The sequence below is a fragment of the Shewanella sp. 1CM18E genome (assembly GCF_023161665.1).
GTDB lineage: Bacteria > Pseudomonadota > Gammaproteobacteria > Enterobacterales > Shewanellaceae > Shewanella.
On record NZ_JALNTW010000019.1, the window covers coordinates 19,363 to 33,143 of the forward strand.

General features: G+C 43.4%; 11 protein-coding genes. 4 read left to right on the forward strand and 7 right to left on the reverse strand.

Translation table 11 applies throughout. The features are described 5' to 3' along the window. Positions 1–20 precede the first annotated feature (20 nt). The 4 genes from MSG37_RS18640 to MSG37_RS18655 all read right to left on the reverse strand — a co-directional run bounded on the left by MSG37_RS18640 (position 21) and on the right by MSG37_RS18655 (position 4,863). Complete coding sequence (locus MSG37_RS18640; protein ID WP_248472170.1) at positions 21–1,127, reverse strand: hypothetical protein; 1,107 nt, start codon at positions 1,125–1,127, stop codon at positions 21–23. A gap of 122 nt (positions 1,128–1,249) precedes the next feature. Beyond that, positions 1,250–2,494, reverse strand: a complete 1,245-nt coding sequence (locus tag MSG37_RS18645; RefSeq protein WP_248472171.1) for a hypothetical protein — start codon at positions 2,492–2,494, stop codon at positions 1,250–1,252. A gap of 465 nt (positions 2,495–2,959) precedes the next feature. Next, on the reverse strand, positions 2,960–3,313 hold the full coding sequence (locus MSG37_RS18650; RefSeq protein ID WP_248472172.1) for a cytochrome c3 family protein: 354 nt from the start codon (positions 3,311–3,313) through the stop codon (positions 2,960–2,962). Between the two features lie 29 nt (positions 3,314–3,342). Next, complete coding sequence (locus MSG37_RS18655; protein ID WP_248472173.1) at positions 3,343–4,863, reverse strand: flavocytochrome c; 1,521 nt, start codon at positions 4,861–4,863, stop codon at positions 3,343–3,345. Positions 4,864–5,344: 481 nt separating this feature from the next. Here MSG37_RS18655 and MSG37_RS18660 point away from each other — a divergent pair, with 481 nt between their 5' ends. Further along, positions 5,345–6,277, forward strand: coding sequence for a LysR family transcriptional regulator (locus MSG37_RS18660; RefSeq protein WP_248472174.1), 933 nt, complete (start codon positions 5,345–5,347; stop codon positions 6,275–6,277). 61 nt (positions 6,278–6,338) lie between these two features. On the opposite strand, the gene MSG37_RS18665 is transcribed toward MSG37_RS18660, so the two are convergent. Continuing rightward, positions 6,339–7,319 carry an MDR family oxidoreductase gene (locus MSG37_RS18665; RefSeq protein WP_248472175.1) on the reverse strand — a complete coding sequence of 327 codons (981 nt, stop codon included), beginning with the start codon at positions 7,317–7,319 and terminating at the stop codon, positions 6,339–6,341. Between the two features lie 247 nt (positions 7,320–7,566). Between MSG37_RS18665 and MSG37_RS18670 the strand changes: the two genes are divergently transcribed. The 3 genes from MSG37_RS18670 (at position 7,567) to MSG37_RS18680 (ending at position 11,740) form a co-directional block, all read left to right on the forward strand. After that, the gene (locus tag MSG37_RS18670) at positions 7,567–9,087 is read left to right on the forward strand and encodes an aldehyde dehydrogenase family protein (RefSeq protein ID WP_248472176.1); all 1,521 of its coding nucleotides are present in this window, start codon (positions 7,567–7,569) and stop codon (positions 9,085–9,087) included. 205 nt (positions 9,088–9,292) lie between these two features. After that, positions 9,293–10,846, forward strand: a complete 1,554-nt coding sequence (locus tag MSG37_RS18675) for a YjjI family glycine radical enzyme (RefSeq protein WP_248472177.1) — start codon at positions 9,293–9,295, stop codon at positions 10,844–10,846. Between the two features lie 15 nt (positions 10,847–10,861). Continuing rightward, the gene (locus MSG37_RS18680; RefSeq protein WP_248472178.1) at positions 10,862–11,740 is read left to right on the forward strand and encodes a YjjW family glycine radical enzyme activase; all 879 of its coding nucleotides are present in this window, start codon (positions 10,862–10,864) and stop codon (positions 11,738–11,740) included. Between the two features lie 84 nt (positions 11,741–11,824). On the opposite strand, the gene MSG37_RS18685 is transcribed toward MSG37_RS18680, so the two are convergent. Together MSG37_RS18685 and MSG37_RS18690 are read right to left on the reverse strand one after the other, a co-directional pair. Continuing rightward, positions 11,825–12,169, reverse strand: a complete 345-nt coding sequence (locus MSG37_RS18685) for a hypothetical protein (protein WP_248472179.1) — start codon at positions 12,167–12,169, stop codon at positions 11,825–11,827. A 1,101-nt stretch (positions 12,170–13,270) separates the two neighbouring features. Continuing rightward, positions 13,271–13,777 (reverse strand): N-acetyltransferase, encoded by a 507-nt coding sequence (locus MSG37_RS18690; RefSeq protein ID WP_248472180.1) that lies wholly within the window; start codon positions 13,775–13,777, stop codon positions 13,271–13,273. Between the last annotated feature and the right edge of the window lie 4 nt (positions 13,778–13,781).

Below are 13,781 nucleotides of genomic sequence, written 5' to 3' on the forward strand. Positions count from 1 at the left end.
TTTGGGTAAAAACCAGCTCGCTAGAAGTAGTAAGCAAGGTTGATATTAAAACGATGATCCCAGTCATTATGGGTTTCAGCCAAGCCTAAGCTATTACCACCTAACCAAAGCACGTTCTTCGCCATGTAGTAATCGACATACACAAACACAGGTCCGTAAGCGAGCGAAACACCAGTGCTGTTTAAGATTGAATCATCAAACTCTTCAACATCTGGCTGCACCATGCTGAAATCATTGTATATAGTTAGATTACCCCATGAGGTAGCAATACTTTTTGATAGGTTAGCCGTGTAGATATTACCTTTGCTAGCCACCTCATAAAATCCGCCTAACATGCCCATACCAATTTTATCGGGATCGATTTGACCGTCATCATATTGGTCAAAATCAAAGGCGAGATACTGGGCTTGAAAGCCCCAACCATCATAGTTCATATCAAGGTGAACAGCGTAATTGAGGGTGTCGCCATTTTCACCAAAATCTGAGTTATATAGCTGTCCATACTCAACTGATGCGCCCAATACCGTTGTTAAATCGCCACTGGTTAAGGTAAAGCTTTGGCGAGCAGCAAGCGTATTGGTTTCTTCGTTATTGTAAGTCGTACCATCGACAGTACCTTTAGCGACTGTACCGGCAAAATCACGGTGATCTGTACCACCGTAAACTGCATTCTTAATAAAGGCGAACTCTGATAATGAAATTCCTTTTTGGTACTGAGCGCTAACACCTACGCCATAGTCATCTTCAAAACCCATATAGTAGTTTAGGCTGTACCACCAGTTATGAGATGCGTAACCTTTATTACCAAATGGCTTACTAATGACACCACCATTAATAGTCAGGTCATCATTCACATCCCAAAATGCATAACCATATTTTAAATGATCATAGCCATCGTAAAATCGGTATTCAGCTTTAACACCAATATCATTCCATTTATCAGAAAAGGTAACTGATAATAGGTTAAAGTCAAAATCACCCAATTTGTCCTGTGATGAGTCAGAGTAATCACTATAACTATAATTAGCTCTAACAGAACCTCCAATATTCAAATCATCAGCCAATGCAGTTTGGCTAGCTAGCGCCATTAATATTGAAGCAGACAGTGTTATATTTATTTTTTTCATGAGACATCCATTTATTTAAAATTAAATATAAATTGAGTTAATACGTACAACTAATCATATTAATACAATTTATATTCCTAGAAGTGGAGTAAGTGGTGGCAAGGTTATTGCCACCAAAGTGATTACCATTTAACTTTTGTTAAATCGCACTGAATAACTTCACCGCGTTTAGCCGGAGTACCAGGGTTTGCTGCAGACTCACATAATAAAGTTGTGCCATAGTCATTACGCTTATCATTGGCATTACTACGTGCCCAAACAGACACAATTGCACGCTCTTCTGGCTTAGCTTCACAGCTACCATCTACATCAAATGCATGAATAGTGTTTTGGTGGAAATAGATCAATGAATCTTGCTCTGCACTGCCAGACAACCACATTGTTTGCGAGTTATGTTGACCTTCATCAAACTGCACCCGGCGCACTTTATCGTCTTCTTTTACCGTTTTAACCAGTGGTGAATCTTCACGAACAGCCATGGTTTTAAATTGGTTAGTACACGCAGGAATACGCATGTTGTAGTACATTTCAGAAATCGCATGGTTGTGGAATGGGTATAAGGTATCCACTGCTTGCACTGTCATGCCGACTTCAGCACCGACTTTTTCACCGTTGATTTCATCAATACGTAACAAGCCCCAGTGACCAAAGATTTCAGCGTAGGCATAACCACCACGGATATTGTTAAAGTTCTTATCGTTACGCTTACTTTCTTCTGCATACATAGGGAACCAACCTGCGGAAGCCCATAGGTTTGGTAGCGAGTTAGCACTGATGTCATATGGGAAAACTGCTGGCATTTTCACTTCATCGCCAGTCACCATCTTGTAGAAGTTATTAGTAAAACTCTTGCCGTACTCTTTAACTTGTTTATCTGTTACTTTCTCATCGAAAAATTCAGTAAATGTGGTGCGCTTAAAGTGCTGTGCTACAGGCGAGTTTTTAGTTAGCTCTCCACCTGGGTTATAGATCCAACTAACATCTTCACGGGCGCCAAAACATTTCTTGGCTTCATCAGCGTTATTAATCACTTGGTAGATGTTTTTAACCATCAGTTTCATATCACGGCGATCCATCACACACATGTGCTGGCCACCTTCAGTAGAATCTACCATTGCAGTATCAGAGTTTAAGCAACCGCTGCTTTGATCATTGGTTAATGCTTCGGCATAGGCGCGTAAATAAGTCAGTGTTTCATCCCACAAAATATCAATATACTTTTGATCTTTTGCGCTATAAGTTGGTGATTCACCTAAACACTGAAATTGCGCACCATTAATATCATTTTTATCTAGGAAGTCTGGGATCTCTCCAGCTACCAGACCATTTGATAATAATAAGCTACTTAGTAATATTGTATATTTCATATTTAAAACCCACTTCTGTTATATTTAAAACTCATCATCGAGTTAAATAATATATATGGAATGAGTTCCAAAAATATAACCAAACCATGTTTATCGATTGATAACAACGAACCGATCACAGTTACATGAAAAACCACCTTAATTAACAATTGTAAATTTTAACTCACTTTATTTAGCAAGAATTTAAGTACTCACCCCTAAGTCACAGTTAATATATAAATGCCAGTTGCATCACACTCAGGTTGTAACAACAAAGCCGCCATCGACGATAGATATCGAATAGAAAGTACATTCCACAATTGCTTTTACTTTGAGACAAGCATCAAAAATTATATATTGAAATAAAAACACATTTTAAATAGAAAATAAAAAAGACCACCGAGGTGATCTTTTTATTTGCAGGGGTTATATAAAGTAATTGTAAAGAGATGAAGTTTACTAATTACTTTTTAATAAACGAGTCGTTTATTCTTTATGCTTGTCGTACTTAAAAGTATGACAGTTACTACATAAAGGTTTCTTCGAGCCGTGTTCGCTATGACATTCTTGGCAAGGAAGCTCTTTACCATAGTGCAAGTTATTGTGTGGATTTTGCCACTTATCTTCTTCACTACGTGCTGTTTGCTCTGCTAAATCATCAACATCATGACATTGTAGACAGGCTTGATCAGATGGGAACTGCTTAATGCCATTGTCATGACAAGCCTTACAATCTTTCCCGATCACTTCTTTATGGTGGTCACGTATTTCAACAGCCTGTGCAGACAGTGTTAGTAGGCAACCAAATGTTAGCGCTAATACCGCTTTTAATTTACTCATCACTCATTCCTCTTAATTATCTGGCAGATTTAGGCTTTCATCATGCTGCGTGCAGCAGTCATACCCATCACCATGCATTCAGGAATAGAGCAACTACCCAAACGGCTCACACCATGAATACCACCACACACTTCACCCGCTGCGTATAGACCTGGAATTGCTTGACCAGTAAAGCTGTCTTTTACTTCAGCATTAGTGTTGATCTGCACACCACCTTGGCAGTAATGCACTTTTGGCCATAAGCGAACAACAGTGAAAGGTGCTTGGATATACTTACCCTTAGCTTCTGTCATGTTCTTGCCAAACTGTGGATCATTTTGCGTCTTAACGTATTCGTTGTACTCAGCGATTTGCTGCTTAAGCGGTGCTAATGGCACGTCAAAATGCTTAGCAAGTTGTTCAATTGAGTCAAACTTCCAACCTACGTTGTACTTAAGTACTTTCTTAGTGTTTGGATGCTTCTTCGAATCTTCATAGCTAGTGATTAGAATTGGCGGTAATGCATTACCTTTAGCATCACGACAGTTCAGCTCAGCATCAGCACGGGTCTTACGGTCAGCAATTTCGTTCATGAAACGCTTACCAGTTAAACGGTCAATCGCAACTGAATGTGGGAAGTTGTAGATAGAGTAATTAGATACATAACCAAAACCGCCTTCATCAGGCGATGCCCATGGGCCAGACTGGATATGCGCTAAGTGTACAGGTACCGCGCCTAGGCGGAACATTTCGTACATACCTTCACCGGTAGCACCCGGAGCGTTAGTGCAACCAACTTCAGCAGTTAAAGTTGGGTCTTGTGCCATACGTAAATCGACGTTTTGTGCAAAACCACCGGTTGCCATAATCACGCCGCGTTTAGCGCGAATATTGCTAATTTTACCTGGCTGGTCTTCACCAAAGTGATAGTTGTCGCGCATTTTAACGCCTAGCACTTCGCCTTTGTCACCCACTAAGAAACCTTCGAACTTAGCGCGGTTATGGGTATGAACCCCAAGCTTACGACACTCGTGTAGTAACGGCTGAGTAATACCCGCACCACAGCTCACTGTAGTTTGGTAAGTACGCGCAACTGAGTGACCACCTAGTTGCTGTAGATAAGGGTGATATTCAGAACCTGCATCTAAAGTCATCTGTAATGCTTCAACTGCGTGCTCAGCAACGTGACGAAGTAGCGCCTCATCAGCAATACCACGGCCCGATGCTAGCTGATCGGCAACCATAGTTTCTACAGAGTCTTTTACACCTTCTTCTTTTTGCATTGGCGTACCAGGAGCTGCGAACAAACCACCGTTAATCGCAGAGTTACCACCAAAGTAAGACATCTTTTCGAAGATATGTACGTCTTTTGCGCCTTTGCGTGTTGCTTCAATAGCAGCCGCTAAACCCGCAAAACCTGAACCGATAATTAGGACTTCAACTTCTTTGTCCCATTTAACGCCGTCCGCCTTTTCAGATACAGCCAAAGCTGGTGCGGCCATTGCTACGCCTGCTGCAGCTCCAAATCCTTTAATGAAATTGCGGCGTCCTAGCAGATCTTTATTACTCATCTGTCATCACCCTATTAGTTTTATTAGACGCAATAATCATAAGGGTGGAATGAGTTCCAAAACGGGAGTTAAGCAGGTATTTACTCGATACAATAAAACAACATATCTGAACTCAAACCTAGGTCTAATGTTTGGCTTTTTTATTACTTTCGAGGTATTTTGGAACCCATTCCAAATACTGAGCCACAGCAAAATATCTAACCATAACCCTTTAAAATTAAGTAATAGCGGCGAGTTCACTTGCATTTTAAGCTAAGCCTACTACCTAATTAGAGGTCATCTTGCTAGCCAATTAGCCTACAGCGTCATCACGTTATATTTGTGTAAAAACAGCTACCTAAACTCAAACAAGCGCTAAGCAAACTTACAGGAAAATACCATCATATTTTTCCATATAGGACTGATACCAAAAAAGCGCTAAACTTCACTAAGCAATCATGTCTTTATACTGATTAATACTCATTAGAAAACCCGAGATATTATGGAATTAGAAGAGATCTACCGCCAAGATCTAAGCTTGTTAATCGCGCTGCAAATATTGGTTGAAGAGCGCAGTGTGACTCAAGCAGCTAAACGGCTGCATTTGAGTCAGTCTGCTACCAGTCGAATTTTGTCTCGTTTACGCGAAATGTTAGATGATCCGCTCTTTTCGAGAGTCGGCCAGCAGCTAGTGCCCACCTCTTTTGCACTGGAGTGCTACCAGCAGTTACGCCAACCAACCGGACAATTGATTGAGTTGCTCACCCCTAAAGCCTTTGTGCCACAGGAATGCCAACAGCAATTTTCTATCGCCGCGACAGACTATGCGATGCAAGCGCTAATTCCGTTTATTTTGCCGCATATTTATCAGCAAGCACCAAATATACGCCTCGAAATTGTGCCGGTGCAGCAAAAAGAATTACAGGCGCAGCTCAGTGTAAAAGGCGCAGATATGGCGATTTGTCGTGCTATTGGTCAGATCGGCAATTTACAACATACTTTTCTCGGCAAAGTCGGGGTGAGCTGTTTAGTGTCGCCCAACCACCCGTTGGCCGATCGTGATATAAGCCTAGAGGATTATCTCTATTATCCTCATGCAACGATTGCCATTAGTGACGGAGTAAAAGCCTTACTCGATGACGCCATTAGCCAATATCCACCGCGCACCGAACTATTAAGAACGCCGCACTTAGATACAGCGCTCGCGTTGCAATCGGTTAACCCATTAATAATTACGGTACCAGAAGGTATGGCTGCGATAGCCGCTGAGCGCCATCGACTCAAGGTAAAACCGCTGCCGTTTAAGCTACAAAGCTTAGATTACAACCTGTTTTGGCATTCGCGCTGCGAGCAAGACAAGGCACAAAAATGGTTACGCCAAGAGATAGCCAATGCAACCCAAGCAATACTGGCGCAAACACCACAAAATACCTAGCTGGTGAATTTTTATCACAAAAAAGCCCAGCAATTGCTGGGCTTTTGGGTTCTGACTGAACTTATAGCTGCACCAATACTCGACCAGTGACTTGACCTTTAATAATGCGCTGCGCATATTCAGGTACTTGCTCAAGAGCGATAGTCTCGCAAGCATCGTCAAAATAACTTTCAGGTAGCAAGTTAAGTACCGCTTCCCAAGCCGCTTGGCGCTTTTCAAATGGGCAAGCTACAGAGTCAACGCCCAGTAGGTTCACGCCACGTAAAATAAATGGCATCACAGTTGTTGGTAGTGCAAAACCACCCGCTAAACCACAAATTGCAGCAGCGCCACCGTAGTTCATCTGTGCTAATGCCGTAGCCAATACCTTATTACCTACCGTATCAACAACACCCGCCCAACGTTGCTTTTCAAGTGGACGCGAATCCGCTTCAAGCTCGCTACGGTCAATCACTTCGCTAGCACCTAACTTAGTTAGCAATGCACCGTTTTGCTCTACACGGCCAGAGCTTGCCACAACACGGTAACCTAACTGCGCTAGCAAGGTCACCGCAACAGAACCAACACCACCACTGGCGCCAGTCACTAAAATATCACCGTCAGCTGGTTTAATACCGGCATTTTGCAAAGCTTGTACACATAGCATCGCCGTTAGGCCTGCTGTACCAATTTGCATCGCTTTAGCTGCGTCACAATTACTTGGCATTGGCACTAACCAATCTGCTTTAACACGGGCTTTTTCAGCAAGGCCGCCCCAGTGATTTTCACCTACGCCCCAACCTGTAAGGATAACCTTGTCACCCGCTTTATAACGCTCGTCACTCGACTCAAGTACCGTACCTGCAAAGTCGATACCCGGAACCATAGGGAAATTACGAATAATTTTACCTACGCCGGTTACCGCTAAACCATCTTTGTAGTTAAGTGATGAGCAAGCAACATCAACTAATACTTCACCTTCAGGTAGATCGGTTTCAGCGATTTGGCGAACATTCGCAATAGTAAGCTTTTCTTCTTGGGTCAAAACAAGCGCGTTAAACATGACAAGTTCCTATTAAAACTGATGGATGAAGCATAGGCTATAAACAGCCATGAATGAAGTGCATATTTTGCATTGAAGTAATGCGCTATACGCATACAAAGAAAAAGTAGCCAGATTAAACCATCTTGCTCAGCAATATTAGACTAAAAAAACTCTGACTGACTAGTCGACTTTATTCCTATACAGCGCTCGCTATTTTATAGACTACACTGAGTTGTCGCATAAAAAACGTACAAGGAATATAAGTATGATTTATAACAAGCCAGGCACACCCGGCGCAAAAATTAACTTCAAGTCACAGTACCAAAATTTCATTGGTGGTGAATGGGTTAAACCTGTAAACGGCCTCTATTTTGACAACAGTTCACCGGTCGACGGCCAAGTGTTTTGCCAAGTCCCCCGCTCTGATGCAAACGACATTGAATTAGCACTCGACGCTGCCCACGCAGCCAAAGATACATGGGGCAAAACCTCTGTCACTGAACGAGCTAACATCTTACTGCGCATAGCCGACCGCATTGAACAAAACATCGAAAGCTTAGCCATTGCTGAAACTTGGGATAACGGTAAAGCGGTGCGCGAGACTCTCGCCGCAGACCTACCGCTTGTAGTCGATCACTTCCGCTATTTTGCCGGCTGTATTCGCGCCCAAGAAGGCAGCGCAGCAGACATTGACGCCAACACTGTTAGCTATCATTTCCCTGAGCCTCTGGGTGTTGTCGGTCAAATTATCCCGTGGAACTTTCCTATCTTAATGGCGGCGTGGAAAATTGCCCCCGCCCTAGCCGCAGGTAACTGTGTGGTATTAAAGCCTGCCGAGCAAACGCCTGCTTCACTGTTAGTTATGCTCGAACTCATTGAAGACTTATTACCAAAAGGCGTACTCAATGTGGTTAATGGCTTTGGCGCTGAGGCCGGACAAGCACTGGCGACCAGTAGCCGTATCGCTAAACTTGCCTTTACCGGCTCAACTGAAATTGGTCATCACATTTTAAAATGTGCCGCAGAATCGCTCATCCCATCTACTGTCGAGCTTGGTGGCAAGTCGCCTAACATTTATTTCAGTGATGTAATGGATCATGAAGATGAATATTTAGATAAAGCGGTAGAAGGCATGTTATTGGCCTTTTTCAATCAAGGTGAAGTCTGTACTTGCCCATCGCGAGTGCTGATCCACGAAGGCATTTACGACAAGTTTATTGCCAAAGTCATAGAGCGCAGTAAAACCATTAAGCAAAGTAACCCTCTCGACACCGACACCCAAGTTGGCGCGCAGGCTTCGCAAGAGCAGTTCGACAAGATCTTGAGTTATCTGCAAATTGGTAAAGATGAAGGCGCTGAAGTCTTGATTGGCGGCGACCTATGTCAGCTTGAGGGTGAACACAGTCAAGGCTATTACATTAGCCCCACCATCTTAAAAGGCACCAATGATATGCGCATCTTCCAAGAAGAAATTTTTGGACCAGTGATCTCAGTGACCACCTTTAAAGATGAAGCCGAAGCCCTAGCCATTGCCAACGACACCGAGTACGGCCTAGGCGCAGGCGTGTGGACGCGCGACATGAATACCGCCCAACGTATGGGTCGCGGAATCCAAGCAGGCCGCGTGTGGATTAACTGTTATCACGCTTACCCAGCACACGCCGCGTTTGGTGGTTATAAAAAATCAGGCATTGGCCGTGAAACCCATAAGATGATGCTCGACCACTATCAAAACACCAAAAACCTATTAATTAGCTACGACGTTAATCCACTCGGCTTCTTTTAGGTTTTGAGCAATATCTAATCAAGACAGTTTAGCGATTGCTAGCTCAGCAATAGCGGTAAAAATGCCGCTATTGCTCACTTTGCTTAGTTTCGAGATCCAAACCTGCGGATTTCCAATTTAGAAAATACAACTTAGCTGTTTTTCACTATAAGAATCTAATTCTGCGCTTTAAAATATATCCATAAAATATAAGTGGATATTGAACATGACCGTTGAAAATCGTTTTTCTGAAATCACTCGTGACCCTAACCTTTCACCTAAGCAAAAAAGCAGCGCATTAGCACTCACAGCCGAAGCATGTCTGCCATATGTAGAGGTGTCTGATGCTGTTAAACAGGCGATGCAGCAAGGGATTATTTGCGACATGTTTGAAGGTCATGCACCATTTAAACCACGCTACGTACTGCCAGACTATGCCAAGTTTTTACAAAACGGCTCAGAGTATTTAGAGCTAGCGCCAGCACAAGATCTTGATGAAGCGCTAAACGCATTAACCATTATCTACCATCACGTACCATCGGTTACTAATATCCCAGTGTATTTAGGCCAACTTGATGATGTGTTATTGCCGTTTTGCCAAGGGCTCGACGACGAAACGATTTATCGAAAGCTCAAGCTGTTTTGGATCATGCTAGATCGCACCTTGCCTGACGCCTTTATGCACGTAAACATAGGCCCAACTGACAACATAGTCTGCCGCACTATTTTACGTGTCGATGCTGAGCTAAAGCAGATAGCGCCTAACCTAACGTTTATGTACGACCCAAGCGTTACCCCTGATGAGCTACTGCAGATTGCCGCCAGCAATATTTGTGAATGCAGCAAGCCGCATATCGCCAACTACCCTATTCATGCGAATACATTCGACCAGCAAGGTTTTGGTATTGTCAGCTGTTATAACTCGTTGCCATTAGCCGGTGGTGCTAACACCTTAGTACGCCTGAATTTAAAAGAGGTGGCGCTACAAGCCAGCAGCATTGGTGACTTTTTCAGTAATGTATTGCCACATTATTGCCAGCTAACCTTTGAGTTAATCGACGCCCGCGCCTCGTTTTTGCACCAAGAATCTAACTTCTTCAATAGCTTTTTAGTCAAAGAGGGCTTAATCGAAGAGTCACGCTTTGCACCTATGTTTGGTATTTACGGTATGGCCGAAGCCGTTAATATTTTACAAGGCACACCAGACTTTAATGAAGACAGCTTAGATAAACCAAGTAACCATTATGGTCATAACACTGCCGCCAACGAACTGGGACATCAAATCTCTAAAGCATTAGATGCCATCGTTAAATCGACACCAGTTAAATTTGGTTATAACGGCCGCGCATTGTTGCACTCACAAGGTGGCATGAATACAGATAGAGACGTGACCCCAGGCGTGCGTATTCCTTACGGTACCGAGCCAAACCCAATCACTCACATTCAAGCATTGGCCGAGCATCACCAATATTACACCTCAGGCATTAGCGATATTCTGACTATCGATGAAACTGTTAAAGCTAACCCGCAAGCCATGATGCAGCTATGTAAAGGTGCACTACAGCTAGGTTTCCGCGAATTTAGTGCTAACGTCGCGTCTAACGATTTAGTTCGAGTAACCGGTTATATGGTCAAACTGTCAGATATCGCTCGCTATAAAGAGCAAGGCTCGCGCACCAACACCACCAGCTTAGGTGCCGATGCCGCGCAAAATACCAATATTTTAGCGCGTCAACCAAGAGTGGTCGCCCACGAACTAACGCCAGCGCACAGCAAGTAATTCAAGGTAATATTGATGGGCAGAGTAGCCACAGTTAACAACATCATTAACTTCTCTTGTGTCGATGGTCCGGGCAGTCGCTTAGTGATTTTTATGCAAGGCTGTAACTTTAACTGTAAAAATTGCCACAACCCTTACACCATAGATATGTGTGACAGTTGTGGTGATTGTGTGGCTAGTTGCCCAGCAAATGCATTGTCACTGACTCACAACCAACAAGGTAAGTCTAAGGTTGTGTGGCACAGTGAGCTCTGTACTCAATGCGATACCTGTTTATCCACCTGCCCTAGGCAATCTAGCCCTAAGACTCGCCAATACAGCGTGCCGGAGATGCTAGCGCTTATTCGCAACCAAGTATTTTTCATCAACGGCATAACGGTAAGTGGCGGCGAAGCAACGCTGCAATTGCCGTTTATCACTGAGTTATTTAAAGCGATTAAAACCAGCGACGATTTAGCCCATTTAAGCTGTATGATCGACAGCAACGGTTACTTGTCGACAAATGCTTGGCAGCAAGTCATGCCTTACTTAGATGGCGCCATGATTGATTTAAAATCGTGGCAGCAAGAAACACACCACTACATCACCAATCGCGATAACCACAGGGTATTTGCCAGTCTTAAGTTACTGGCAGAGCAAGATAAGCTGTATGAGATCCGCTTATTGCATATCCCTACAGTGAGTGATTTCGACACTGAAATTGATGCAGTAGCGGCTTATTTAAAACAGTTGCCAGCCAGTGTTAGGGTCAAACTTAATGCGTTTCAGCAACATGGGGTGACAGGCGAAGCCCGCCAGTGGCCGACTTGCAGTGAAGAGCAGATGCTAGAGTTAGCTGCACGGCTAACTGAACGTGGTGTGGCTAATTTGGTGTTACCAAGTGTGTATTTGTAGGCTTGTAGCTAAGCCTACTTATGTAGCTTTAAAGCTAAAGCATGAGAACCTTTAGATTAGGTTTTATTCCCTATTTAGAAACCCTTAACGTTCACGAATTTCAACAGTATAGTCTGGAGCATCTTCCCACTTAATAGACTTGACTGCCCCAGTGCATCCACTACGAGTAGTTCGATAGCTAGTGATACCAGTAACCTTTCTATTTACAAACCAGATTACTTTATGATCGTTATAACCAAAGCCTGCTCCTGAAACACAGTATTGCCACGCTTCTTTTTGACCATCAAACTGACGATCATACGGAGTTCCCATGATCTCTATAACTTTCTCTTTAGAGTCTCCTGCATCAATTAATATCGTCTTGCTATCCAAAGTTCCGCAACCGCTTATGAGTAGAAAAACGATACAAACTGAGAATAACTTTTTCATTTTTAGGTTCACTGTGTAGACACGATAATTACTCTTTGATTTTCATGAAATCTAACAAAAATAATCCAGAGAAACTAGAACACTATTAATAATTCATATTTCACATCACACAAGTAATTATAGGCTTTAGTGGTTCCAATGGCTTGCAGCCGGCGTATGTGCAGACACTTCCGTGACACGCAGCAAGTCCATCCTTGGAAGCTCGGCCATGACGTCCATGTCATGGACGGTCACGGCCGTACCTACACTAGGTTAGAAAAGCAGAAACATTTCACCTATTGTATTCTCAACAAAGAGCAAAAGACTTAGATTCGCATGAGACTCACAGAAAACACCCAGTTCCCCATCGGAGTTGCCGAAATACGTAGATAAAAATGCCGTGGGACCATCATGGATGATGGTTCAGGCTCGGAGGGACATGGATGTCCCATCTGAGCCGTTAGGCAATTTTTATTGGAGTATGAGGATCAACAACTTCGTCGGGGCGGCAGGGGAGATCCAAGAGGGGATTGCTGTTGATCCCCTCTTGGCCGAGTGTGAGCTGGAAGCTCACGACCTTTATCAAACGAAGTTTGATTGCTTAAGTTCAGACGTAGTCTGATAAACAAAGTTGTTAGACAAGGTCTAACCATCAACCCAAAACGCAAAGCAAAAAAAAGCACCCCATTTGGGATGCTTTTTTATTTTACAGCCTAAGTAAAACTTAACTTCTTAGGCTTTCAAAGTTACTCGAAAGTAACTCAATGGGTATCCGAAAATGTACGCAAGAGTCGGATTGAAAAGTAGTCCGGTCGAAGCTTCTAATAACAATGCCTCAGCTCTGTCGAATCCGGCTCAGCCAGCGGAGCTAGCTAATGTCGAACTCCCAGTCGATTGAGTCCTCGTTATATCAATGAACTCTCCGACCTAAACCGCTGAGTTCAAACTAGCAATAAAACGTGACCTATGTCAAACTTTTATTTTTTTACGTTTAAAAACTACTCAGCAACCGCTTCAGCAGAGTTAGCTCTGTCCGTTAGCGTAAAAGCCTGCAAAAGCAGAGTGATTCACTACAACGACCAATTCAGTCACTTTCAATAATTTATCGACCGTTAAATCAAGCTAGCTTTGCGCAGCAAAACCTTCATGGTAATGCACTTCACCCGCTGGCAAATCACCTTGCAATTTCAACGCTTGAAAATACTCAGCTGGCACACCGGCTAACACGAGTTCAGCCGTAGCTTTAAAACCAAAACGGCCATAATAACCTGGCTCACCAAGTACCACACAACCAGCCGCATTAAGAGCATTGAGCTCCTCAATCGCGGCCTGCATTAATGCTTTACCAATACCTTTGCCCTGCTCTGTTGGCACTACCGATATTGGGCCGAGACCATACCAATGCTCAGCCCCATCAGTAATCGTTACTGGAGAAATTGCTACATGCCCTACAATGGCATCACCGTCTTCTGCTACAAGCGATATAGATAACACCCCGGCGTTGCGCAGCGCTTTGACAATAAATTGTTCGCTATGATCGGTGTGCGGCGCGTCAAGAAATGCAGCAACCGTTACCGCATCAATAGCTTGTATGTCAGTCGCTTGTTCTTTGCGAATATGAATACTCAATTAA

Bases quoted from the DNA above. Each gene is read 5' to 3' on its own strand.
- MSG37_RS18660 (WP_248472174.1), top strand. From the start codon at position 5,345: ATGGAATTAGAAGAGATCTACCGCCAAGATCTAAGCTTGTTAATCGCG.
- MSG37_RS18650 (WP_248472172.1), bottom strand. From the start codon at position 3,313: ATGAGTAAATTAAAAGCGGTATTAGCGCTAACATTTGGTTGCCTACTA.
- MSG37_RS18685 (WP_248472179.1), bottom strand. From the start codon at position 12,169: ATGAAAAAGTTATTCTCAGTTTGTATCGTTTTTCTACTCATAAGCGGT.
- MSG37_RS18640 (WP_248472170.1), bottom strand. From the start codon at position 1,127: ATGAAAAAAATAAATATAACACTGTCTGCTTCAATATTAATGGCGCTA.
- MSG37_RS18645 (WP_248472171.1), bottom strand. From the start codon at position 2,494: ATGAAATATACAATATTACTAAGTAGCTTATTATTATCAAATGGTCTG.
- MSG37_RS18675 (WP_248472177.1), top strand. From the start codon at position 9,293: ATGACCGTTGAAAATCGTTTTTCTGAAATCACTCGTGACCCTAACCTT.
- MSG37_RS18665 (WP_248472175.1), bottom strand. From the start codon at position 7,319: ATGTTTAACGCGCTTGTTTTGACCCAAGAAGAAAAGCTTACTATTGCG.
- MSG37_RS18670 (WP_248472176.1), top strand. From the start codon at position 7,567: ATGATTTATAACAAGCCAGGCACACCCGGCGCAAAAATTAACTTCAAG.
- MSG37_RS18680 (WP_248472178.1), top strand. From the start codon at position 10,862: ATGGGCAGAGTAGCCACAGTTAACAACATCATTAACTTCTCTTGTGTC.
- MSG37_RS18655 (WP_248472173.1), bottom strand. From the start codon at position 4,863: ATGAGTAATAAAGATCTGCTAGGACGCCGCAATTTCATTAAAGGATTT.